This is a genomic window from Pseudoclavibacter sp. AY1F1, assembly GCF_002931075.1.
Taxonomy (GTDB): Bacteria; Actinomycetota; Actinomycetes; order Actinomycetales; family Microbacteriaceae; genus Pseudoclavibacter.
The window spans coordinates 1-23,092 of the sequence record NZ_PSTQ01000013.1 but is presented as its reverse complement, the minus strand read 5'-3'; the positions used below and the strand labels follow the sequence as shown (position 1 = coordinate 23,092).

20 protein-coding genes are annotated in these 23,092 nt (G+C 65.0%); 13 read left to right on the top strand and 7 right to left on the bottom strand.

Annotated elements, in window-relative coordinates; translation table 11 throughout:
* The first annotated feature begins 76 nt into the window (after positions 1-76).
* From C5B85_RS15985 to C5B85_RS15970, 4 genes are all read left to right on the top strand, one after another.
* A complete protein-coding gene (locus C5B85_RS15985; RefSeq protein ID WP_104241155.1) occupies positions 77-442 on the top strand; it encodes an iron-sulfur cluster assembly accessory protein in 366 nt (121 codons plus the stop codon).
* A 128-nt stretch (positions 443-570) separates the two neighbouring features.
* Positions 571-1,524, top strand: a complete 954-nt coding sequence (gene coxB / locus C5B85_RS15980; RefSeq protein ID WP_104287008.1) for a cytochrome c oxidase subunit II — start codon at positions 571-573, stop codon at positions 1,522-1,524.
* 11 nt (positions 1,525-1,535) lie between these two features.
* Positions 1,536-3,257 (top strand): cytochrome c oxidase subunit I, encoded by a 1,722-nt coding sequence (ctaD, locus tag C5B85_RS15975; protein WP_104287007.1) that lies wholly within the window; start codon positions 1,536-1,538, stop codon positions 3,255-3,257.
* On the top strand, positions 3,254-3,676 hold the full coding sequence (locus C5B85_RS15970; protein ID WP_104287006.1) for a cytochrome c oxidase subunit 4: 423 nt from the start codon (positions 3,254-3,256) through the stop codon (positions 3,674-3,676). Before ctaD ends, C5B85_RS15970 begins: the two co-directional genes overlap by 4 nt.
* Positions 3,677-5,239: 1,563 nt before the next feature.
* Here C5B85_RS15970 and C5B85_RS15965 read toward each other — a convergent pair.
* From C5B85_RS15965 to C5B85_RS15950, 4 genes are all read right to left on the bottom strand, one after another.
* Positions 5,240-6,844: a cytochrome bc complex cytochrome b subunit gene (locus C5B85_RS15965; RefSeq protein WP_104287005.1), complete on the bottom strand. Its 1,605-nt coding sequence runs from the start codon at positions 6,842-6,844 to the stop codon at positions 5,240-5,242.
* Positions 6,828-7,907: a ubiquinol-cytochrome c reductase iron-sulfur subunit gene (locus tag C5B85_RS15960; RefSeq protein WP_104287004.1), complete on the bottom strand. Its 1,080-nt coding sequence runs from the start codon at positions 7,905-7,907 to the stop codon at positions 6,828-6,830. Before C5B85_RS15960 ends, C5B85_RS15965 begins: the two co-directional genes overlap by 17 nt.
* Before the next feature lie 69 nt (positions 7,908-7,976).
* Positions 7,977-8,810, bottom strand: a complete 834-nt coding sequence (locus C5B85_RS15955) for a c-type cytochrome (protein WP_104287003.1) — start codon at positions 8,808-8,810, stop codon at positions 7,977-7,979.
* A gap of 22 nt (positions 8,811-8,832) precedes the next feature.
* On the bottom strand, positions 8,833-9,465 hold the full coding sequence (locus C5B85_RS15950) for a heme-copper oxidase subunit III (RefSeq protein ID WP_258070852.1): 633 nt from the start codon (positions 9,463-9,465) through the stop codon (positions 8,833-8,835).
* A 106-nt stretch (positions 9,466-9,571) separates the two neighbouring features.
* Here C5B85_RS15950 and trpD point away from each other — a divergent pair, with 106 nt between their 5' ends.
* Positions 9,572-10,630, top strand: a complete 1,059-nt coding sequence (gene trpD, locus C5B85_RS15945) for an anthranilate phosphoribosyltransferase (RefSeq protein WP_104287001.1) — start codon at positions 9,572-9,574, stop codon at positions 10,628-10,630.
* Between the two features lie 170 nt (positions 10,631-10,800).
* Here the strand turns inward: trpD and glpK are convergent, their stop codons facing one another.
* The gene (glpK, locus tag C5B85_RS15940; RefSeq protein ID WP_104287000.1) at positions 10,801-12,315 is read right to left on the bottom strand and encodes a glycerol kinase GlpK; all 1,515 of its coding nucleotides are present in this window, start codon (positions 12,313-12,315) and stop codon (positions 10,801-10,803) included.
* A 154-nt stretch (positions 12,316-12,469) separates the two neighbouring features.
* Positions 12,470-13,255 (bottom strand): MIP/aquaporin family protein, encoded by a 786-nt coding sequence (locus tag C5B85_RS15935; RefSeq protein WP_104286999.1) that lies wholly within the window; start codon positions 13,253-13,255, stop codon positions 12,470-12,472.
* Positions 13,256-13,472: 217 nt separating this feature from the next.
* On the opposite strand from C5B85_RS15935, the gene dhaK reads away from it, so the two are divergent.
* From dhaK to C5B85_RS15905, 6 genes are all read left to right on the top strand, one after another.
* Entirely contained in the window at positions 13,473-14,474 is a 1,002-nt protein-coding gene (dhaK, locus tag C5B85_RS15930; protein WP_104287071.1) for a dihydroxyacetone kinase subunit DhaK, read from the top strand.
* Positions 14,475-14,477: 3 nt separating this feature from the next.
* Complete coding sequence (gene dhaL, locus C5B85_RS15925; protein WP_104286998.1) at positions 14,478-15,110, top strand: dihydroxyacetone kinase subunit DhaL; 633 nt, start codon at positions 14,478-14,480, stop codon at positions 15,108-15,110.
* Positions 15,107-15,802, top strand: coding sequence for a dihydroxyacetone kinase phosphoryl donor subunit DhaM (dhaM, locus tag C5B85_RS15920; protein ID WP_104286997.1), 696 nt, complete (start codon positions 15,107-15,109; stop codon positions 15,800-15,802). The genes dhaL and dhaM overlap by 4 nt, the downstream gene beginning before the upstream one ends.
* A gap of 139 nt (positions 15,803-15,941) precedes the next feature.
* Positions 15,942-16,409, top strand: a complete 468-nt coding sequence (locus C5B85_RS15915) for an NfeD family protein (RefSeq protein WP_104286996.1) — start codon at positions 15,942-15,944, stop codon at positions 16,407-16,409.
* A gap of 90 nt (positions 16,410-16,499) precedes the next feature.
* Positions 16,500-17,975: a flotillin family protein gene (locus C5B85_RS15910; RefSeq protein ID WP_104286995.1), complete on the top strand. Its 1,476-nt coding sequence runs from the start codon at positions 16,500-16,502 to the stop codon at positions 17,973-17,975.
* A gap of 94 nt (positions 17,976-18,069) precedes the next feature.
* Positions 18,070-18,561 (top strand): hypothetical protein, encoded by a 492-nt coding sequence (locus C5B85_RS15905; RefSeq protein WP_104286994.1) that lies wholly within the window; start codon positions 18,070-18,072, stop codon positions 18,559-18,561.
* A gap of 10 nt (positions 18,562-18,571) precedes the next feature.
* On the opposite strand, the gene C5B85_RS15900 is transcribed toward C5B85_RS15905, so the two are convergent.
* Positions 18,572-20,515, bottom strand: coding sequence for a potassium transporter Kup (locus C5B85_RS15900; RefSeq protein WP_104286993.1), 1,944 nt, complete (start codon positions 20,513-20,515; stop codon positions 18,572-18,574).
* A gap of 86 nt (positions 20,516-20,601) precedes the next feature.
* Here C5B85_RS15900 and C5B85_RS15895 point away from each other — a divergent pair, with 86 nt between their 5' ends.
* Positions 20,602-22,065 carry an amino acid permease gene (locus C5B85_RS15895; protein ID WP_104286992.1) on the top strand — a complete coding sequence of 488 codons (1,464 nt, stop codon included), beginning with the start codon at positions 20,602-20,604 and terminating at the stop codon, positions 22,063-22,065.
* 824 nt (positions 22,066-22,889) lie between these two features.
* On the top strand, positions 22,890-23,092 hold a 203-nt coding region (locus tag C5B85_RS19430; protein WP_219819429.1), incomplete at its 3' end, for a hypothetical protein.

Sequence of the window (23,092 nt, the reverse complement as noted above, 5' to 3'; positions counted from 1 at the left end):
TCCTGGACGAACACGCCGTTATCGACGTGAAGAGCGCGGGAGCAGTTCGTCCCGCCCAGCAGCACGAGGAGAATCTATGAGCGCAGTTCTTGAAGGCATCACCGTGAGCGAGGCCACGCACTCCGTGACCCTCACGCAGGCGGCACTCGACAAGATCAAGAACCTCATCGGTCAGGAAAGCGAGGGTGGCCTTCGCCTGCGCATCGCCGTACAGCCAGGTGGCTGCTCTGGCCTGATCTACCAGTTGTTCTTCGACGAGCGCATCCTCGACGGCGACGCAACGGTCGACTTCGACGGCGTGGAAGTCATCGTCGATCCGATGAGCGTCCCCTACCTTGACAGCGCGAAGATCGACTTCGAGGACACGATCCAGAAGCAGGGCTTCACGATCGACAACCCAAGTGCGCAGGGTTCCTGTGCGTGTGGCGACTCCTTCCACTGAGTCGACACGCGGGGGAGTACCCCGCGACACACCCGAAACGGCGTGGTCTTTGACCGCGCCGTTTCGTCGTCTCCGCGCGCCCCGAGTCATTCGCCGCCGAGATTCCCACTAGACTGACAGCAACCTGTATGCGTCACCTCGAAAGGTTTGCCGTGCGAGACACCCGCCGCGTGAAGTGGTTCGCCGCTCCGATTGCAGCAGCCCTGATTCTGATTCTGGCTGGCTGCACGTCGCAAGAACTACGGGGCTACATGCCCGGTGACCCCGGCGTCACCAACCATTCCGACGCCTTCACCAACTTCTGGGTGAACTCCTGGATCATCCTGCTCGTCGTGGGCGGGATCACTTGGGGACTCATCATCTGGGCGTCCGTCATGTACCGCCGCCGCAAGGGCGAGAAGGGCCTGCCGGCGCAGCTGCGGTACCACATGCCCATCGAGATCCTCTTCACCGTGGTCCCGATCATCCTCGTTGCAGGCTTCTTCGCCTTCACCGTGCGCGAAGAGGCACCCGTCGTCGCGAACTTCGCTGAAGAAGAGCAAGACGTCAAGATCGAGGTCTACGGCAAGCAGTGGGCTTGGGACTTCAACTACCTACCCACGAGCAACTCCGAGTACGACTCCGGTGTCTACTACGAGGGCATCCAGGCGCAGGAAGTCCGCGAGCCGTCGGAAGACGGCGAGCGCGGCGCAGCCACCGGTGAGATCGACGAAGCGGCGCTGCCGAAGCTCGTGCTCCCGGTCGGCGCGAACGTGACGCTCGACATCAAGTCGCGTGACGTCATCCACTCCTTCTGGATTGTCGACTTCCACTACAAGATCGACAACATCCCCGGTCACACCAACACCATGTCGTTCGTGCCAGAGCGTGAAGGCACCTACATGGGTAAGTGCGCCGAGCTCTGCGGCGAGTACCACTCGATGATGCTGTTCCAAGTCGAGGTCGTCTCGCAGGCCGAATACAACGCCTACATCGCCGAGCTTCGCGCGGCGGGCAACGTCGGCGCACACGGCGACGACTACAACCGCAACCAGAACCTTCCGGGCACCGAAGTTCCCGAGTTCAACCACGAGTCGGAATAGGGGCGACGAAAATGACGTCAACGCTGAACCGTCCAGGCATCACCCCGGTCTCTGAGGCGACCACGGCTCCGAGCCGCTCTGCTGAGCGCAAGGGCAACGTCCTCGTAACCTGGATCACCTCGACGGACCACAAGACAATCGGGTACATGTACCTGATCTCCAGCTTCGTCTGGTTCTGCATCGGTGGTGTCATGGCACTGGTCATCCGTACCCAGCTCTTCGAGCCGGGTATGGAGATCATCGACACGAAGGAGCAGTACAACCAGCTCTTCACCATGCACGGCACGATCATGCTCCTCATGTTCGGGACGCCGCTGTTCTCCGGCTTCGCGAACGTGCTCGTTCCCCTGCAGATCGGCACGGCCGACGTCGCCTTCCCGCGACTCAACGCCTTCGCGTTCTGGCTCTTCACTTTCGGCGCGCTCATCGCGGTCGGCGGCTTCCTCACGCCGGGCGGTGCGGCATCCTTCGGCTGGACGGCCTACGTCCCCTTGTCGACGATGACCTATTCACCGGGAGTCGGAGGCAACTTGTGGGTCGCCGGGCTCGCGGCGACAGGCTTCGCGACGATCTTCGGTGCCGTGAACTTCATCACGACCATCATCACGATGCGTGCTCCAGGTATGACGATGTGGCGCATGCCGATCTTCACCTGGAACGCGATGATCACGTCGATCCTCGTGCTGTTCGCGTTCCCGGTGCTCGCGGCCGCCTGGTTCGGTCTCCTCATGGACCGCGTCTTCCTGACGCACATCTACGACGTCGAGGCCGGCGGAGCAATCCTCTACCAGCACTTGTTCTGGTTCTTCGGTCACCCAGAGGTTTACGTGCTCGCGCTGCCGTTCTTCGGTATCGTCTCCGAGATCTTCCCTGCCTTCAGCAGGAAACCGATCTTCGGCTACAAGACTCTCGTCTACGCGACGATCGCGATCGCTGCTCTCTCTGCGTCCGTGTGGGCTCACCACATGTACGTGACCGGCACGGTCCTGCTGCCGTTCTTCGCGCTCATGACGATGCTGATCGCGGTCCCGACGGGCGTGAAGATCTTCAACTGGCTCGGAACGCTCTGGCGAGGCTCGGTGACGTTCGAGACGCCGATGCTGTTCTCCCTCGGCTTCCTCGTGACGTTCGTGTTCGGTGGCCTGACGGGTGTCATCCTGGCATCGCCGATGCTCGACTTCCACGTATCTGACACGTACTTCGTCGTCGCCCACTTCCACTACGTGATCTTCGGAACGATCGTGTTCGCGATGTTCGCAGGCTTCTACTTCTGGTGGCCGAAGTGGACGGGCAAGATGCTCAACGAGCGTCTCGGCAAGATCCAGTTCTGGCTGCTGTTCATCGGGTTCCACATGACGTTCCTGATCCAGCACTGGCTCGGCGTCATGGGCATGCCGCGTCGTTACGCGACGTACCAGCCCGAGGACAACTTCACCTGGATGAACCAGCTGTCGACGATCGGCGCGTTTGTGCTCGCCATCTCGCTGCTGCCGTTCTTCTTCAACGTGTTCATCACGGCGCGCAACGCTCCCAAGGTCACGGTTGACGACCCGTGGGGCTATGGCTCCTCGCTCGAGTGGGCAACAAGCTGCCCGCCTCCGCGACACAACTTCACGTCCATCCCGCGCATCCGCTCGGAGCGCCCGGCATTCGACCTCAACCACCCCGAGGTCGCGCCACACGGATACCGTGACCTGACGCCAGTCAACGACAAGATCGGAGAACGAGAGTGAAGACCTCAGCCCGCCTCCTCTGGGTCCTCGCCGTCTTCTACGCGGTTGTGACCGTCGTCTACACCCTCTGGACGCACGCTGCACTCGGGCACTACGAGTGGGTCGGCATCGTCGCTTTGGCGCTGTCTGGCATCTTCGTCGCCTTCGTCGCGTTCTACCTCAGCAGCTCGGCCAAGCCGTTCCGCATCCACGTCCTCCCGGAGGACCGCCTCGACGGTGAGATCGCGGACGCCGACCCCGAGCTCGGGTTCTTCCCGCCGCAGAGCTGGTGGCCGTTTGTCCTGGCCCTCGCTGTCGGGCTGATCTTCCTTGGTCTGTCGATCGGAGGCTGGTGGTTCGCGTACTTCTCCGCGCCGCTGTTCATCATCGCGATCGTCGGCTGGGTGTTCGAGTACTACCGCGGGCGCTACGCCCACTAGGCGCCGTCTGCAGACTTCTGGCCCGTCCCTCTTCCGAGGGGCGGGCCTTTTGCTGTGCCCGCAGCCACGCAGCGGCTATCAGGGGCCCCGCAAGCGTGCGGGATCCCTGTCTCGGCACCGATACCGCGCGTGAGTGGCGGCGGCTGGCACTTCTCGCGTGGCCGCCAGCCGAGCCCGAGCCTTCTACGCACTGCTGCAGTCCCACGCACGACGCCCGGCCACAGATCGACCGCCAAGCTCATGGCGGGGCTCGGAGCGCAAGTCCGTAGCCCAGATCCCAGGCCCCGGACCAGCTACCGAAGCCCGGACCAGCTACTGAAGCACGGACCAGCTACTGAAGCACGGACCAGCTACTGAAGCACGGACCAGCTACTGAAGCCCGGACCAGCTACTGAAGCCCGGTGTGCTCCGTACACTCGCCGCCGGGCGACCTGAATGCCAGATGCGCCGAGAGTTGTGGCTAGCTGTCGTTCCTGCAGTAGCTGACCGCATTGCGCCACAACGATGCCCCTGACCTGGTTCGCGTCTGTGCTGGTTCGGGGCTGTCCCTGGTTCACCTGTCTGGCACGGCTCGGTCACGCCCGCACAGGATTGCGGCGGGTTGTGCTCCCCACCAGGGCGGCTTCGGATGGGCATCGCAATCTCTAGCTATCCGAAGTGCTGATGAAGCTCGTAGGTTCGGAGCGTGCGGACACGGTGCGCGGCATCGAAGGTGGGCCAGCTACGTGCGAGCCATCTGACCCAGACGACTGCTGATATCGCCGCGACGCTCAGCACGTCCATGATCTGAGCGAATGCCGCCGTCTGTGCGAGACTCCAGGCCGGTCGAGACTTCGGGCCGGTCGAGACTTCGGGCCGGTCGAGACTTCGGGCCGGTCGAGACTCCAGGGCGGTGTCGACCCGCCAGACCGGTCTACCCGCCAGACCGGTCTACCCGCCAGCCGTCCCGTTCGTTGTTCTGCGCTGAGGGTTTGCAAGAAGCCTCTGAGACCGCCGGACGGTCGATTGACGATTCTGGCAGGCCTGAATCCGGACCTGGTTGAGGCGATGATGGGGCAGAACTGTCGCCACAGAGCTCGACGTGCATTCCTTCGGCCGTTGACCGCGCGGTCAACGGAGCCGCGCGGTCAAGGAGCGACCGGCTTGCGGACTGACTCGCACAGCGTTGTGGCTGGTCGTCGTTGGCGTGGCTTCTGACCGCATTGAGCCACAACTTTGCAGCGATGAGTAGCCGAGAGCGGGGCGCAACCGGTCACGGGCAGGAGCGCGCAGCGTTGAGCAGGGGAGGAAGCAGGCGTGCGCAGCGTTGAGCAGGGGAGGAAGCAGGCGTGCGCAGCGGGGAGCAGGGGAGGAAGCAGGCGTGCGCAGCGGGGAGCGGAGGAGGACGCAGGCGCGCGCAGTGGGGAGCGGAGGAGGACGCAGGCGCGCGCAGCGTGGAGAAGGGAGACGTGTCCTCCGGAGACAAGAAAGGGGCTGCCAGACCGCTTGCGCGAATCTGACAGCCCCGTTCTCAGCCCAGGAGGGCGGGTGGGTCAGCCCAGGAGGGCCGGGAGTTACTGCGGCCTAGTGGTGGCCGTGGTGTGCTTGCTCAATCTCCGTCTTCGTGACGGGCTCGACCCGGTCCTCGAAGAACCAGCGGGACAGGGCCGCGCGCAGTCGCATCGGGGCCGTGATCTTGCCGTCCGCGTTCGGGCGCAGCATGATCGGTGCCTGCTCGTTGTAGGAGACGAGCTCCCAGCGGTCGTACTTGTCGAGCGGAACCTCGACCTCGACGAACTCGCCGTGGGGGAGTCGCAGCACTCGCCCTGACTCGACTCCGTGGAGTGCAAGCGACCGGTCGCGCTTCTGCAGGCCGAGGCAGATCCGCTTCGTAGCGAAGTACGCGATGACTGGCCCGAGGAACAGCATCACCTGCAGGAAGTGGATGACGTGTTCCATGGCGAGGTGGAAGTGCGTTGCCATGAGGTCCGAGCTCGCCGCTGCCCACATGACCGCGTAGAACGTAACGCCGGCAGCGCCGATGGCGGTGCGGGTCGGCGCATTGCGCGGACGGTCGAGCAGGTGGTGCTCGCGCTTGTCACCGGTGATCCAGGCCTCGATGAACGGGTACACGACAACCAGCACGATGAAGATTCCGATGAGGATCAGCGGCGTGAGGATCGCGAACGACCAGGTGTGGTCGAACCAGTACACTTCCCAGCCCGGCGGGATGAGACGGAGCATGCCGTCGGCGAAGCCGATGTACCAGTCTGGCTGGGTTCCAGCGGAAACGGGAGACGGGTCGTACGGGCCGTAGTTCCAGACCGGGTTGATCGAGAAGAACGACGCGATGAGGAAGATGAGTCCGAAGATCAGGAAGAAGAATCCGCCTGCCTTGCCGGCGAAGACCGGGAGAACCGGGTTTCCGACGACGTTGCCGTTGGTGCGGCCGGGGCCAGGCCACTGCGTGTGCTTGTTGATCACCATGAGCGCCAGGTGCAACGCGATGAAGAGGATGACCATCGCGGGCAGGATCATGATGTGCAGCGAGTAGAGGCGCCCCACGATCTCCGTGCCAGGGAACTCTCCACCGAAGAAGAGGAATGAGACCCAGGTGCCGACGAGCGGGATGCCCTTCATGATGCCGTCGATGATGCGGAGGCCGTTGCCGGACAGCAGATCATCGGGAAGCGAGTAGCCGGTGAAGCCCTCTGCCATCGCGAGGATGAAGAGAACGAAGCCGACGACCCAGTTGAGCTCACGTGGCTTGCGGAACGCTCCCGTGAAGAAGACGCGCAGCATGTGCAGGCCGATCGATGCCACGAACAGCAGGGCTGCCCAGTGGTGCACCTGGCGCATGAGGAGGCCACCGCGGATGTCGAAGGAGATGTCGAGCGTCGACGCCATAGCGGCCGACATGCCCATGCCCTTCAGCGGGAGGTAGGAACCCTCGTATTCGACGTGCGCCATCGACGGGTCGAAGAAGAACGTCAGGAAGGTGCCGGAGAGCAGGATGACGACGAAGCTGTAGAGCGCGATCTCGCCGAGCATGAAGGACCAGTGGTCCGGGAAGATCTTGCGACCGAACTCCTTGACCGCACCGGAGATGGTGGTGCGCTCGTCGAGGTAGTTGGCGGCGCCTGCGATGAAGCCGCCTTCGCGTACCGGAGCTTTATACGTTGTAGTCATGGCGTCGCTCCCAGAAGCTCGGTCCGACAGGTTCAGTGAAGTCGCTCTGCGCGATCAGGTAGCCCTCGTCGTCGACGGCGATAGGCAGCTGCGGGAGCGGTCGACCGGCCGGTCCGAAGATGACCTCGCAGTGGTTCTTGACGTCGAACTGCGACTGGTGGCACGGGCAGAGCAGGTGGTGCGTCTGCTGCTCGTAGAGAGCAACGGGGCAGCCAACGTGCGTGCAGACCTTGGAGTAGGCGACGATGCCGTCATACGACCAGCCGGCACGGTCCTCGCGCTCGTTGAGCTGGTCTGCGGGCAGACGCATGAGGAGAACAACGGCCTTGGCCTTCTCCTCGAGCATGTGGTGCTCGAGATCGATGAGGCCGTCCGGGATGACGTGGAACGCGGAGCCGTAGGTGACGTCAGCTGCGCGGATCGGGGTGCCCGTAGGGTCGCGGACCAGGCGGGTACCTTCCTCCCACATGGTGTGGGAGAGTGCCTGGACCGGGTCCGGGTTGTTGCCGTTGTAGAGGTCGCGGAACAGCACGATGCCGGGAAGCGGCATGGCCACGAGCGCGCCGATCAGCGAGTTGCGGAACAGCTTGCGGCGGCTGAAGCCGGACTCTTCGTTGGCCTGCGCGAACACCTCGACAGCACGCGAGCGGGTCGCAGGGGAGCCCTTGCCCGGGTGGCGTGCTTCTGCCATCTCGTGGTCGGCCATGAGGTACTTGGACCAGGCGACCGTGCCGATGCCTATGGCCAGCATCGCGAGTGCGATGCCGATGCCGAGGAACATGTTGTTGGCACGAACGGTCGAGATGTCCTCGCGGCTGATGGGCCACACGAAGTACGCGACGACAGCGAAGATGCTGGCGAGCGCCGAGAACACGAACAGTGCGACAAGGATGCGCTCAGTGCGCTTCGCCTGTGCTGGGTCCGCGTCGGTGATCCGGTCGCGATGCGCCGGCATTCCGGGGTTCTCGAAGCCGTCCTTGGGAAGGATCGCGGTCCCGATGTGAGGCGCCCGCTCCGACGAAGGAGCAGTGCGAAGCTCTCCGCCGTGTTCGCCATCAGCCATGGTGATCCCTTTCTGGGTGTGTCTGTTCAGCTGCAGTATGTCTTTGGTGCCTGAGGCAGTCTTCAGCCACTAGTTCGGTCGAGTGGCGATCCAGACAGCCATCGCGACGCCGGCGCCGATCCCGAAGATCCAGATGAAGAGGCCTTCGGAGACGGGTCCGAGCGAGCCGAGGCTGTTGCCGCCGATGGTGCCGGTGACCTCGGTCTGCCAGCGGATGGCCGTGATGATGTCGGCCTTGTCCTGCGGGGTGAGGTTCGCGTCGTTGAACACCGGCATGTTCTGCGGTCCGGTGATCATGGCCTCGTAGAGGTGCACGGGCTCGACGGTCATGAGCTCGGGGGCGAACTTACCCTCGGTCAGCGCGCCACCCGCGCCGGCCACGTTGTGGCACATTGCGCAGTTGATGCGGAAGAGCTCTGCACCTCGCGCGGCGTCGCCGTCAGCCTGGAGGTAGCGCTCGTCTGGAACTGCCGGGCCGGGGGCCAGTGACGCGACGTACTCGCCGAGGTCGTTGATTCCCTGCTCGTCGAACTGGACGGGCTTGGCCGGCGCCTGTGCTGCGTTTGCCTGCATCGGCATGCGGCCGGTTCCGACCTGGAAGTCGACGGCTGCCGCTCCGACTCCGATGAGGCTCGGTCCGTTTTCCGTGCCTGCTGCGTTCATGCCGTGGCAGGTGGCGCAGTTGGCGCCGAAGAGTGCTGCGCCGTTCTCGATCTCGGCGGCTGAAGCGGGCGCTGCTTCCTCTGCCGCTGCGGCCGTGGTCGCCGAGTCGATCGCTGTGTATGCGCCGCCCGTGAGGAGGAGCCCGGCTCCGAGGAGGGCCGCGGTCGCGAGGGGGGTGCGGCGGCGCGCCGTCTTGCGGGTCGCCGTCTTCGCAGTCCGTGGTTTGGTCGTTCGGAACATTTGTGTGTTCTCCAGGATCGGGCTACGAGAAGTAGGGCAGCAGGTAGATGACGAAGAAGAGTGCAACCCAGACCACGTCGACGAAGTGCCAGTAGTAGGAGATGCCGAGTGCGCTGCTGACTTCACGCGTGCCCATCCGTCGTGCCGAGTACATGCGGCCGATGACGAGGAGGAACGTGACGAGTCCGCCCGTCACGTGCAAGCCGTGGAAGCCGGTCGTCATGTAGAAGGCACTCGTGTACGCGTTGAGGTTGAGCACGTAGCCCTCGCTCACGAGGGTCGCGTACTCCCAGACCTGGCCAGCGACGAAGATGCCGCCGAGGAGGACCGTGAGGTAGAACCACTCGATGGCACCCCAGTTCTTGGGGCTCTTGCCAGTGGCGCGCGCCTGCTCGCGCTCGGCCGCGAACGTGCCGAACTGGCACGTGAAGGACGAGCTCACGAGGATGAGCGTGTTGACGGTCGCGAAGGGCACGTTCAGCACGCTGTGGCCTTCGGCGAACTGCTCCGGCGCCATTGAGCGCAGCGTGAAGAAGATCGCGAAGAGCCCTGCGAAGAACATCACTTCGCTACCGAGCCAAACGATGACGCCGATGGCAGTCGTATTGGGGCGATGGACCGTGTGCACGGCCTGAGCGGAAGTTGCAGCAGTCACCTGACCATTATGACCGATTTCCCAGGTTCCCGAGACAACGCGGGCTCGCTCGGCGGGTCGCGATCGATTAGGTGTGCCTGGGTGGTGGACGGCTATCGTTTCCTGCATGACTTCGACCGAGACCTGGCCCGGACTGCTCGAAAAGCTGCTTGGCGGTGAAGACCTCAGCGTCGCGCAGGCGACGTGGGCTATGCGCCAGGTCATGAGTGGCGAGGTGAGCGAGGCGAGGCTCGCGGCTTTCCTCGTCGCCCTGCGCGCCAAGGGTGAGACGGTCGAGGAGGTTGTCGGTTTTCGGGACGCCATCCTTGAGCACGCCGTGCCGCTCGACGTGCCGCCCATGGCTCTCGACATCGTCGGAACGGGGGGCGACATGGTGGGCACAGTCAATGTCTCCACGATGGCCTCGATGGTCTGTGCCGGCGCTGGCATCCCGGTCGTGAAGCACGGGGGAGGCGCATCCAGTGCCAAGTCGGGCTCCAGCGACGTGCTCTCGGCGCTTGGAGCCGTGCACACGGCCGATCCCGTTCGCGTGAGGCGGATCTTCGAGGAGGTCGGTCTCACCTTCGTCTACGCTGCGCAGTTCCACCCCGGCTTCGGCCACGCCAGGAAAGTCCGCGGCGAGCTCGGCGTGCCGACCGTGTTCAACCTGCTCGGCCCGCTCACCAATCCAGCGAGACCGGAGGCATCCGCGGTAGGAGTGGCGCGCCAGGCCGCGATTCCGCTCATCACGGGAGTGTTCCGCACGCGCGGCGCGACGGCCCTCGTCTTCCGGGGGGACGACGGCCTCGATGAGCTGAGCGTCACCGGGTACAGCCACATCTGGGAGGTCTCGAACGGGGCCATCACGGAGCACGACCTGCACCCTCGCGACGTTGGCCTCGGCACCTATGACATGCAGGAGCTCCTCGGCGGCCTGCCCGAGGAGAACGCCGCGATCGCTCGCGACGTTCTCTCCGGGAAGCGCCACGGCGCGGTCCGTGACATCGTGCTGCTCAACGCAGCCGCTGGCCTCGTGGCCTACGACCTCGCGCAGAACCCGGAAGCGGCGGAGCGCCCCCTCCGTGAGCGCCTCTCGGCGAGGATCGTGGATGCGGCAGAGAGCATCGACAGCGGCCGCGCCATCGAGACGCTTGACGCCTGGGTGGCGGCGACCCGCGCAGCCTGACGCCGGCGCGCTGCGCTGGCACTCCGCGCTGCGCTGGCACTCCGCGCTGCGCTGGCACTCCGCGCTGCGCTGGCACTCCGCGCCGACAGAGTTGAGGCCCCCAGCAGGAATCTGCTGAGGGCCTCGACTTCATGCGTCTGCGTGCAGACGCCTACGTGAGGGTCCGGCGACTACTGGACGTCTTCGTCGACCCAGTCGAGCGTCTTCGAGACGGCCTTCTTCCAGTTGCGGTAGAGGCGATCGCGCTCCTCTTCCGGCATCTGGGGAGTCCAGCGCTTGTCCTCCTGCCAGTTCGCGGCCACCTCGTCGAGGTCCTTCCAGAAGCCGACAGCGAGACCGGCAGCATACGCGGCACCAAGGGCGGTCGTCTCCGTGACGACAGGTCGCACGACGTCTGTGTTCAAGATGTCGGCCTGGAACTGCATGAGGGTGTCGTTGGCGACCATGCCACCGTCTACCTTCAGCTCAGCAAGCGGCACACCCGAGTCGGCGTTCGACGCCTCGAGCACGTCGCGTGTCTGGTACGCCGTCGACTCCAGAGCCGCGCGTGCGATGTGGTTCTTGTTCACGAAGCGCGTCAGACCGACGATGGCGCCGCGTGCATCCGGTCGCCAGTACGGTGCGAAGAGCCCGGAGAACGCGGGAACGATGTACGTGCCTCCGTTGTCCTCGACCTTGCTCGCGAGCTCCTCGATCTCCGGGGCGGAGTTGATGAGCCCGAGGTTGTCGCGCAGCCACTGCACGAGCGAGCCGGTGACCGCGATGGATCCCTCGAGCGCGTAGACCGGCGCGGCATCGCCCAGCTTGTAGCAGAGCGTCGTCAGGAGTCCGTTCTCGGACTTCACGATCTTCTCGCCCGTGTTGTAGATGAGGAAGGAACCGGTGCCGTACGTGTTCTTCGCCTCGCCAGACGAGAACGCGGTCTGGCCGAAGGTCGCCGCCTGCTGGTCACCCAGGATGCCGGAGATGGGGACCTCACGGAGCAGCGACTGCGAGCTCGCGTGCCCGTAGACTTCGGAGGACGACTTGATTTCGGGGAGCATGGACGCCGGGACGCCGAACGCGTCGAGAATCGACTGGTCCCAGGCGAGCGTCTTGAGGTCCATGAAGAGCGTGCGGGAGGCGTTCGTGACGTCCGTGACGTGCACGCCGCCATCGACACCACCCGTCAGGTTCCACAGGACCCAGCTGTCGGTTGTGCCGAAGATGAGGTCGCCTGCCTCTGCACGTTCGCGCGCACCCTCGACGTTCTCGAGGATCCAGACGATCTTCGTGCCGGAGAAGTACGTGGCGAGCGGTAGGCCGACGGTGTCCTTGAAGCGCTCGACGCCGCCCTCTGCAGCGAGACGGTCGACGATGGCCTGGGTGCGGGTGTCCTGCCAAACGATGGCGTTGTAGACGGGTTCACCTGTGGTTTTGTCCCAGACGACCGCGGTCTCGCGTTGGTTCGTGATGCCGATGGTCGCGATGTCGTGCCTGGTGATGTTCGCCTTCGAGAGCGCCTGCCCGATGACCTCACGCGTGTTGTTCCAGATCTCCTTCGGGTCGTGCTCGACCCAGCCTGCCTGCGGGAAGATCTGCTCGTGCTCGAGCTGACCCGTTGACACGATCGACCCGGAGTGGTCGAAGACGATGGCTCGCGATGAGGTCGTGCCCTGGTCGATGGCGATGACGTACTTGCTCACGGAATGACTCCCTTGTCAGAGATGATGTTGTGCCAGCGGGTGGTGCTGCGATGCACGCCTGGCGCGAGCATCGCATGTGGTGTCATGCAGACAGTTTCGGGGCCGGAACTGTGAAGAGTCCGGCCCCGAAAGCGTCACGTTGTGCTCGCGAGTGCTAGGCGGTGACGCCAGGCAGGATCGCGGTGCCGACGAGCCCCGCGAGGACACCGCCGATGATCGGGCCGACGATCGGAACCCACGCATAGCCCCAGTCGCTTCCGCCCTTGCCCTTGATGGGCAGGAAGGCGTGTGCGAGGCGCGGCCCGAGGTCACGGGCAGGGTTGATGGCGTAGCCGGTCGGCCCACCGAGGCTGGCGCCGATCGCGACAACGACGATCGCGACGGCAAGCGGCGCGAGGTTGCCGAGGCTTGTCGAGTCGGGGGCTGTCGAACCGAGGTCGCTTCCCAGGATTCCGGGGAAGTTCGAGAACGCGATGACTGCGAGAACGAGGACAAACGTTGCGATGATCTCGGTCACCGTGTTCCAGCCGAGACTGCGCTTCGCTGGCCCGGTCGCGAAGACGGCGAGTTTCGATGCGGGGTCCGGTTCGTCATCGAAGTGCAGCTTGTAAGCGAGCCAGGTCACGACAGCACCGAGGATGGCACCGATGAGCTGGGCGAGGATGCGGAGGCCGATTTCGCCGCCGTCGATCGGGTCGCCGTTGACGAGATTGTTGGCCGCAAGGCCCAGCGTCACTGCTGGGTTGAGCTGGCCACCTGAGGCTGCTGCCGAGAGCACGCCGATGAAGACGGCGAAGCCCCAGCCGAAGTTGATGAGAAGCCAGCCGCCGCCGTTGCCCTTGGTGCCTTTCAGGACGACGTTGGCGACGACACCGCAACCGAGGAGGACGAGCACTGCTGTGCCCACCAGCTCGGCCAAGAAGATCGATCCAAGATCCACGGGATTGCCTTTCTGGGTTGTTGCATACGGGACAAGCCCGCTGGGAAGTTCGATACGGGGCGAGCCCGCGCCGCGATTGAGCGGTTCCTCACCCTAGGCACAGGCAGCACTAACACGCGCGTGTTACGTGGGAATTTCCCCGAATCGTGACACGTTCGCGGCACTAGGCTGAGCCTGGTTGCAATGCTGCCGCCAAAATCTCGTCGAGAGGATGATCGTGAAGAAGCTGATCAACGATCCGAAGGACGTTGTCAAAGAAGCACTTGAGGGCATGGCGCTAGCCCACGCGGATATTCTCCGGGTAGCTCCGGATCCCGCTTTTCTCGTGCGGAATGACGCGCCGGTCGAAGGCAAGGTCGGAATCGTCTCTGGCGGTGGCTCTGGACATGAGCCGATGCACGGGGGATTGGTCGGCTTCGGGATGCTGGACGCTGCAGTACCCGGCCCCGTGTTCACCTCACCGACGCCCGACCCCATCCTCGAGGCGACGAAGGCGGTCGACGCTGGTCGTGGAGTCCTCCACATCGTGAAGAACTACACGGGCGACGTACTGAACTTCGAGACGGCCTCAGACCTTGCGCTCGCAGAGGACATCGAGGTGCGCACCGTGCTCGTCGATGACGATGTCGCGGTCAAGGATTCCCTGTACACGGCCGGACGCCGAGGGGTTGCCGGCACGGTCCTCGTGGAGAAGATCGCGGGGGCCTCAGCAGAGCGGGGAGACGACCTGGATACCGTGGCTGGCCTCGCCGAGCGCGTCAACGCCAACACGCGGTCGATGGGAGTCGCTCTGTCGGCCTGCACGGTCCCGCACGCGGGGGAGCCGAGCTTCGATCTGGCGGAAGACGAGATCGAGATCGGGATCGGCATTCACGGAGAGCCCGGCCGGGCGCGAATCGGGATCGAGCCAGCCGACGCGATTGTGGACCGGTTGCTCGCACCAATTCTCGAAGACCTGCCATTCTCATCCGGCGACAATGTTCTCCTCTTTGTCAATGGAATGGGAGGTACGCCAGAAATCGAGCTTTACATCGTCTTCCGACGAGCAGCCGAGGTGCTCAAGGAACACGGAATCACCGTGACGAGACACCTCGTCGGAAACTTCACGACATCGCTTGAGATGCAAGGATGCTCGATCACCGTTCTGAAACTCGACGACGAACTCACCGCATTGTGGGATGCCCCCGTGCACACCGCTGCGCTTCGGTGGGGAAGGTAGAACATGGCACTCGATGGAAACTGGGCTCGGAGATGGGTGGAGCTCGCTGCTGCCTCCATGTCGGAGAACCGCACCGAACTCATTCACCTCGATCGGAACATCGGCGATGGTGACCACGGCGAGAACATGGATCGTGGCTTCCAGGCGGCGCTCGGCAAGCTGCCGACGCTCGACGCCGAGGCGACGCCGGCAGACGTCCTGAAGCTGCTGGCGACGACGCTCATCTCGACGGTTGGCGGAGCGGCTGGCCCGCTGTACGGATCAGCCTTCCTCAAGGGAGCCGTCGCCCTCAAGGGCAAGCCAGAGCTGGAGCCTGGAGACGTTGCGGCCTTCGTGGAGGCGGCGTCCGCCGGGCTTCAGCAGCGCGGCAAGGCCCAGCCAGGGGATAAGACGATGGTCGACGCGTGGGCTCCAGCTGCCGCCGCTGCCAGCAAGGCGGCGGAAGCCGGCGATGACGCAGTCGCGGTGCTTCGGGCTGCGGCATTCGCCGCTGTCGAGGGCGCTGCTGCCACCGAACCCCTCGTGGCGAGGAAGGGCCGGGCAAGCTACCTGGGTGAACGCAGCGCGGGACACCGGGACCCAGGCGCGCAGTCGACGGCCTACCTGCTCGGTGCCGCCGTCGAGGCGGCCTCGTGACGGTCGGCATTGTCGTCGTCTCGCACTCGTCGCGAATCGCTGAGGGACTCGTCGAGCTGGCGGCACAGATGGCCGAGGACGTGACGATCGTCCCCGCGGGCGGCACCGACGACGGCCGCATCGGCACGAGCTTCGAGCTCATCGAAAGCGCGATCGACAAAGCGCAGTCTGGGACTGGCGTGGCGGTGTTCGCGGACCTCGGGTCAGCGGTGCTGACGGCCGAGACCGTGCTCGAAATGCGTGACGAGGACGCGGGCGAGGTGCGCCTCGTGGATGCGCCGCTCGTGGAGGGAACCGTCGCGGCGGCGGTCGCCGCGGCTGGCGGTGCCTCGCTCGCCGATGTCGTGGCTGCCGGGAAATCGGCTTGGGCCCGCGGCGACGGCGAGCAAGTCGAGCCCGCTCCCGTGGTTCCAGAGGGTGCCGAGACGCCAGGTCCGTCGGCAAGTGCGAGGGTCGAGATCATCAACGAGCAGGGGCTTCACGCGAGGCCAGCGGCTCAGCTGGTGTCGGCGGCCGGACGTTTCGAAGCGCAGATCACAATCGGCGGCGCGGACGCCAAGAGCCTCCTGCGCATCATCTCCCTCGGGGCGTCGAAGGGGCAGGAGATCGAGGTCGCTGCGACGGGCACCGATGCCGACCAGGCCGTCAGCGAACTCTCCGCGCTCATCAGCTCCGGCTTCGGCGAAGACTGATCGGAGCTCGCGCGTGCAACCAGGCGCCGTCGTGAGGGGAGAAGTTCCCGCGCGGCGGCGCCTGGGCTATCGGTAGACTCGAAAGCCAGGCGGCGGCAGACGTTGCCGTACGCAGCGCCACCAGGGAGCTCTCACAGACATGACCGTCTTCATCATCATCGGAGCGATCGGCCTTGGGCTCCTGGTCTTCTCACTCTTCTTCGGGGAGATCCTCGACGTGGATGCGGGCGGGCTGCTCTCGGTTCCCGGCCTCGCCGTTGCTCTCGTCGTGTTCGGCGCTTCCGGCGCCATCACCGACAGCATGGGGCTTCCGCAGTTCTGGGCGTACATCGTCGCGATCGTCATCGGCCTCATCGCCTACGTCGGCTCTGCGCTCCTTGTCCGCAACCTCTCGCGAAGCAGCGACGGCGTCCCGCGGGACGTGACCGGCGACACGGGGACGGCAATGTCGCGAATCACGAACTCCAGCGGTGAAGTAGCGCTCGACGGCTCGCACGAGATCGAGCGCAGGCTCGCGTTCGCCGAAGGGGAGATCGAGCAGGGCGCCCGCATCCGTGTGGTGCAGCACCTTGGATCGCGCGTCAAGGTCGAGCGCGAATCGAACTGACTTCCTGCGGCGGGCTGACTCCACGAGGCGGCAGGCGCGGTACAACCACAGCATGATCATCCACGACCTCCAGGACAGGAAATAGCCCATATGGACTTGATAACTGCCAACGTCTCCGTGATCGGCGTCATCGCGATCATCATCGCGCTGCTCGCCCTCGGAGTATTCATCGCGTCGCGCATCCGACGCGTCCCTCCGAACGAGGCGCTCATCATCGTCGGACGCGGCGCCGGACAGAAGGCGCAGAGCGACATGACGGGGCAGCGCGTCGTCATCGGCGGCCGCACCTTCGTCTGGCCCATCCTGCAGCAGGGCTTCGCGCTCTCGCTCGAGCAGCGTCAGATCGGCATCCAGGTCGAGGGTGTCGACAAGAATCGCATCAAGATCGCGATCAAGGCGTCCATTAACTTCAAGGTGTCCGGCACCGAGGAGGGCGTGCGCCGCGCGGCCCAGCGATTCCTCGATCAGCAGGAAGCGCTCACCGACATCATCCGTGAGTCGCTCGAGGGCTCGCTCCGTTCGATCGTCGGTGACATGACGATCGAGCAGATCATCTCCGACCGCAAGAGCCTCTCCGACAGGGTCGTCTCAGAGACGAAGGCCGACCTCATCGAGCAGGGCCTGCAGGTCGACCTCCTCAACATCTCCGACATCTCGACACCAGGCAGCGACTACCTGCAGAACCTCGGCCGTTCCGAGTCTGCCCGTGCACGCCAAGTCGCCGAGGTCAGCGAAGCCGAGGCCGCACGTGTCTCCGAGTTCGCCAAGATCGAGGCTTCCGAGCGCATCGCCGAGCGTGAGAAGGAATTGCGACTGCGCCAGGCCTCGATCAAGGCGGAGACGGACCGCGCGAACGCCGAAGCAGAGGCCGCCGGTCAGTTCGCGAGGGCCGAGCAGGACCGCCTTGTCGCCCAGCAGGAGCGCGAGGCGCTCATCGAGCAGGCGCTCGTTACGCAGGAACGACTCGACATCGAGATCCGCAAGCCCGCTGAAGCAGATGCCTACGCGAAGGTCCAGCAGGCAAACGCCATCCGCGACACCGACAACGCGTCCACGGACGCCGAGGTGTACAAGCGCACCCGCACGGCAGAAGCCAACAAGGTCGCGGCAGTGCAGGACGCCGAGGCGGCAGCCGCCGCTGTTCGCTACTCCGGTGAGGCAGACCGCGACCGACAGATCGCACTGGCCGCCGGTATCCGCGCCGAGGGTGACGCACGCGCAGCAGCCATCCAGGCCGAAGGTCTCGCAGAGGCAGCGGCGACGGATGCGAAGGCCCAGGCGCTGCAGAAGTATGGCGAGGCTGCGATCGCGCAGGAGATCATCTCGCGTTTGCCGGAGATCGTCCGCGCAGCGGCCGACCCGATCAGCAACATCGAGAAGCTCACTGTCATCTCGACGGATGGCGCGAGCGCCGTCACGAAGACGGTCGGGTCCGTGCTTGGCGAGGGCACGGAGGTGCTGAAGACGCTCACGGGCATCGACCTCCAGCAGCTTGTTGGCTCGTTCTCCAAGCAGGGCGGCCTCAACCCGACTGGCACTACGGGCGACACCACTCCGGGCGTGTAGCCGAGGGTCGGATTCACCCGCACCACACGCCGAGACGGGGCGGCCCCACTGGGGTCGCCCCGCCTCATCGTCTCAGGCGGCTACACTGACCGGCGTGAGCGCCGCCCGTGAAGATGATGCCCCCTCGATTTCCCTCGCAGCGTTCCGCCCAGACCAGCGCGAGCTGCTCGGTCGGCTCGTGCCGACGCTGCTCATCGTCGGGATCGTCGCGTTTTTCGGTTATGCGCTGCTCACCGACGACGGCAGAGTGCAGCTCGACAGCCGGGGGTTCCTGCAGCTGCTCCTCGGTTGGCTCGCGATGCTGGGCCTGTGCATCCTCGGGGCCGTCGCCGCGCTTGCCGCGGAGCGCGGCGTGTCGACCGGGCTGCGCCTGTACACGCGGCGTCGCGTCCTGCCGCTTGCTCTCGGGCACTCGATCCTCGCCGCTGCGGGCGCCACGTTCTGCAGCTTCTGGATCTCCGGCGGAGCCTATGATCTGCTTACGGTCATGACTTGCACCTTCGTGCTCACGCTGCTCTTCACGGCCTCGGTACTGGTGCCGGCCTACCTGAGCGGGTTCGCGAGGGCCGAGGCCGAGCGGGCGTAGGGCGAGTCGCCTAGAACAGGACCTGCGGAGAGATCTCCACGGTCTGCTCCGGCGGAAGCCCGAACTGCGTGGCCGGCGATGAGGCGCCGCGCGACAACAGCACGAAGAACTTGGCCCGCCAGGTCGCCATGCCGCTTGCGTGTCCGGGACGGAGGGCGATCCGGGAGAGGAAGAAGATCGCGCTCTCGTTGTCGAACTGCGAGACCGTGCCAGCGAGCCTCGCATCCCGGAGTGAGAGGGGCACGTCGCGGCGGTCGAGGAACCCGTAGGTGAGGGTGATGTGGACAAGCCCCTCAGGAGCCGGGCCGATGTCGTCGATCCTGCAACGCCCTCGTTCCGGGATGTGCGGCACATCGGCCGTCGCGACGCGCACGAGCAGCACGTGCTCGTGGAGCGCGTGATTGACCCGCGTGTTGAGTCGCAGCGCCAGGGGAGCAGTGCGAGCACCGCCGTGCGGGTAGACGGCCCAACCCGGAACGCGGGTCGGCTGATCGGCGATGAGCCGCTTCATGAGCTCCTGCAGGGTGCCCTCGAGGCGCTCGCGCCTGCCCGTGACGATCTCGCGGCCCCGACGCCACGTGAGCATGGTCAGGATGAGTGCGCCGGCCAGCACAAGTGGCAGCCAGCCGCCGGCGAAGAACTTCACGAGACCCGAGACGAAGAAGGCGAGTTCGAGCACGACGATGGGAACCGTCACCAGGAGGATACGGTGCCAGGGCCACTCCCACACGAGCCGCAGGTAGACGATGAAGAGTGACGAGGTGAGGAGGAAGGTGGTGGTCACCGCGAGGCCGTAAGCGGCGGCGAGGTTCTCCGAGTTCCGGAATCCGAGGACCACTCCGATGATGAGCACGAGCAGCAGCGTCGAGACCACGGGGATGTAGATCTGGCCGATGGAGGCGCGCGACGTGTGCTTGACGCTGAGGTTCGGCAGGAAGCCGAGCCGCATGGCCTGCCTCGCGACGGAGAAGGTGCCGGAGATCACCGACTGGGATGCGATGACGGTCGCGAGAGTCGCCAGACCGATGAGGGGGAACACGGCCCAAGCGGGTGCCATCCGGAAGAAGGGGTTGTCGATGGCGGTCGGATCCTCGATGACGAGGGCTCCCTGGCCGAGGTAGCAGATGGTCAGCGCAGGGAAGACGACAAACAGCCAGGCCTTGGAAATGGGGGAGCGCCCAAAATGGCCGAGGTCGGCGTAGAGCGCCTCGGCGCCGGTGACGGCCAGCACAACCGCGCCGAGAGCAACCCCCGCGATGAGCGGTTCACCGATGATGAAGCCGAGGGCGTGGTGCGGGGAGAACGCGGCCAGGATCTCGGGATGGGCGACAATGTGTGGGATTCCGAGGCACGCGAGGGTCACGAACCAGATCAGCATGATGGGGCCGAAGAGTCGACCGATGCCTGCGGTGCCGAACCGCTGCAGGGCGAAGAGCCCCACGAGCACGGCCAGTGCGATCGGCACGACAAGTGCCTCGGTGCCAGGTAGCGCGATCTCGAGCCCCTCCACCGCGGAAAGCACTGAGACAGCCGGGGTGATGACGCTGTCGCCAAAAAAAAGCGCAGCCCCGATGATGCCAACGAGCGTCGTCGCTGCCATCGCGCGTCTCGAGCCGCGCAGTCGCCGCCCGATGAGCGTCGAGAGCGCCAGGATGCCGCCCTCGCCCTCGTGATCAGCTCGGAGCACGAAGAGAACGTACTTGACGGTCACGAGGAGCGTGACGGCCCAGATGATGAGCGAGATCAACCCGTAGACGTGCGCTGTGCTCGGTTGCACGATGCCGTTGTGCTCGGAGAAGACAGCCCGGAGCGCGTAGAGGGGGCTCGTGCCGATGTCGCCGAAGACGATTCCGATGGCGGCGACTCCGACGGCCGTCCGGGCGAGGAGGGCGCCGCTGGTACGGGGATGTGAGGCGGCGGCAGCCTCGGGTCGCGCAGCGCGCAGATCGTGCATGCGACCAATGTAGACCCGGTTCTCGTGCGTCCTGACCGGCTACTAGAATTCCGGGGTTCGACATCGAACAGAATCGAGGGGTTTCGGTGACCAACAGGGCAGTGCAGACTGAAGCGCAGCATCCTCACGGTGAGGGATCGGGCGGAGGCGGGCTACGTCGCGGACTCAAAGCGCGCCACCTTCAGCTGCTCGCCATCGGCGGGGCGATCGGCACCGGGCTCTTCCTCGGCTCCGGCACGACGATCAGCCTCGCGGGGCCTTCCATCATCTTCGTCTACGCGATCGTCGGATTTGCGCTCTTCTTCGTCATGCGCGCGCTCGGAGAGCTCCTGCTCTCGAACCTCAGCTACAAGACGTTCGGGGACGTCGCGGCTGATCTCATCGGCCCGTCGGCCGGGTACGTCGTCGCGTGGACGTACTGGCTGGCCTGGGTCATCACGGTCATCGCCGACATCGTCGCGATCACCGGCTACGTGGCATTCTTCAACGCCGACATCCCCGCCTGGGCGCCGGCGATCGCCACGGCCATCGGCTTACTCCTGCTCAATTTGCAGCCCGTCAAGGCCTTCGGCGAAACCGAGTTCTGGTTCGCCATCATCAAGGTCGTCGCCATCCTCGCGCTCATCGCCGTCGGCATCGTCCTGCTCATCACCGGCTTCACGAGCGCTGACGGCGTCACCGCTTCCGTCTTGCACCTCTGGGATCACGGCGGAATGTTCCCGTTCGGGATCAGCGGGTTCATCCTGGGCTTCCAGATGGGCGTGTTCGCGTTTGTCGGCATCGAGCTTGTCGGCACGGCGTCCGCCGAGGCCGAGGACCCGGAGAAGAACCTGCCGAAGGCCATCAACTCGGTGGTCGTGCGCATCCTCGTCTTCTACGTCGGCGCGCTGGTCATCATCATGTCCGTGACCCCCTGGGATCAGATCAGGCCCGGTGTGAGCCCCTTCACTTCCATGTTCGAGCTCATCGGCTTCCCAGCCGCCGCGATCGTCGTGAACCTGGTGGTGCTGACCTCTGCGGCGTCGAGCGCCAACTCTGGCTTCTATTCGTCGACGCGGATGCTTTACGGGCTCGCGAAAGACGGTCAGGCCACGAAGCGGTTCGGCCTCCTCAATTCCAGTGGCGTGCCGACGCAGGGCGTGTTCTTCACGACGGCGTTCCTCTTCGCGGCGCTGCCCGTCTTGGCTCTCGGTGACAACGTGATGGCGGCCTTCACGGTCGTGACGTCGGTGAGCTCCCTCAACTTCATCGCGACCTGGACGATCATCCTCGTGAGCTACGTCATGTTCAGGAAGAAGCGCCCGGAACTCCACGAGTCCTCGAAGTTCAAGATGCCGGGCGGGCGTTTCATGCCGTGGGTGATCCTGGCATTCTTCGCCTTCATCCTCTTCTCCCTCTTCCTGGGGGAGGACACCAGAGCTGGCCTCATCGTCCTGCCGTTCTGGTTCATCGGCCTCGGACTCATGTGGCGCTTCGTCGTCAGCAAGCGGGTCGCCCGCCGCGAGGCGGAGGAACTCGACGACCTCGTGAAGCACGTGGAGCATTCCTAGAAGACGGGCGGGGGCCCTGGCCCAGGCGGGGGTCGACACGAGACGCAGACTCCTCCTTGGCCAAGACTCTGGTGACCCGAAGCACTTTGCTGCTTTGAGTCTTTGAGTCTCTGAGTCCCTGAACGTCTGAGCCTCTGAGCCTCTGAGCCTCTGAGCCTCGAGTCTCGGAGTTCCTGAGCCTCGAGTCTCGGAGTCCCTGAGTCCCTGAGCCTCTGAGTCTTTGAGTCTTTGAGTCTTTGAGTCTTTGAGTCTTTGAGTCTCTGAGCCCCTGAGCCCCTGAGCCCCTGAGTCTCTGAGTCCCTGAGCTTCGGAACCCCTGAACCTCGGCGTCTGGGATTGTCCTGGGCCGGGAGCTTGTTGTCAGACTTGAGCTCTCGTGAGGTGCTTGGGCTGCGGTGCCGACCCGAGGGCGCTGCCGGAAGGCAGAGCATCGGGGTACGCCCATGCTGTGCGTTTTGGGCTGGCTCCTTGACCTGGACATGAACGCCGAGAGGCGCGCAGGGTGGTCGGGTCGGGTCGGGTCCGACCGGGTCCGGTCCCGCCCGGCCGCCCGGACCCGGTCTCACCCGGCCAACTCTGGTCCGGCTTTGCTTGGCTTCGTTGGCTTCGTTGGCTTCGTTGGCTTCGTTGGGCTTTGCTGACTTGGCTGACTTCGCTGGGCTTCTCGGGTGGCCGAGCTGCGCCTACCTAGTTCGGTGCGACTCCGTTTGACAAGCCGAGCCGAGTCAACGCGCGCCGAGTCAGCCCCACGTCGTTCAGCGGCCAGCGCGGGCCCCCGGTTTCTCTTGGATCAGAATGGGGCCGGGTCGGAGGAAGGCGGATTGGTGCCGTGGCACGATGCGGTGCCCGTCGCCGAGGGCGGTTCCGCCGTCGGTTCTGCGGCCACCTCGTCGGCTCCTCGGGCTTGCTCGCTGGGTGTGAAGTGGACGTTGTTGGGTGTGGAAGAGACGTTGTTGGGTGTGGAAGAGACGTTGTTGGGTGTGGAAGAGACGTTGTTGGGTGTGGAAGAGACGTTGTTGGGTGTGGA

Excerpts from the sequence above, each read along its gene's own strand:
- C5B85_RS15955 (WP_104287003.1), bottom strand. The coding sequence starts at position 8,810 with ATGTTCCGAACGACCAAACCACGGACTGCGAAGACGGCGACCCGCAAG.
- coxB (WP_104287008.1), top strand. The coding sequence starts at position 571 with ATGCGTCACCTCGAAAGGTTTGCCGTGCGAGACACCCGCCGCGTGAAG.
- C5B85_RS15910 (WP_104286995.1), top strand. The coding sequence starts at position 16,500 with ATGGACTTGATAACTGCCAACGTCTCCGTGATCGGCGTCATCGCGATC.
- C5B85_RS15985 (WP_104241155.1), top strand. The coding sequence starts at position 77 with ATGAGCGCAGTTCTTGAAGGCATCACCGTGAGCGAGGCCACGCACTCC.
- C5B85_RS15900 (WP_104286993.1), bottom strand. The coding sequence starts at position 20,515 with ATGCACGATCTGCGCGCTGCGCGACCCGAGGCTGCCGCCGCCTCACAT.
- C5B85_RS15915 (WP_104286996.1), top strand. The coding sequence starts at position 15,942 with ATGACCGTCTTCATCATCATCGGAGCGATCGGCCTTGGGCTCCTGGTC.
- C5B85_RS15960 (WP_104287004.1), bottom strand. The coding sequence starts at position 7,907 with ATGGCTGATGGCGAACACGGCGGAGAGCTTCGCACTGCTCCTTCGTCG.
- C5B85_RS15965 (WP_104287005.1), bottom strand. The coding sequence starts at position 6,844 with ATGACTACAACGTATAAAGCTCCGGTACGCGAAGGCGGCTTCATCGCA.
- dhaL (WP_104286998.1), top strand. The coding sequence starts at position 14,478 with ATGGCACTCGATGGAAACTGGGCTCGGAGATGGGTGGAGCTCGCTGCT.
- trpD (WP_104287001.1), top strand. The coding sequence starts at position 9,572 with ATGACTTCGACCGAGACCTGGCCCGGACTGCTCGAAAAGCTGCTTGGC.
- ctaD (WP_104287007.1), top strand. The coding sequence starts at position 1,536 with ATGACGTCAACGCTGAACCGTCCAGGCATCACCCCGGTCTCTGAGGCG.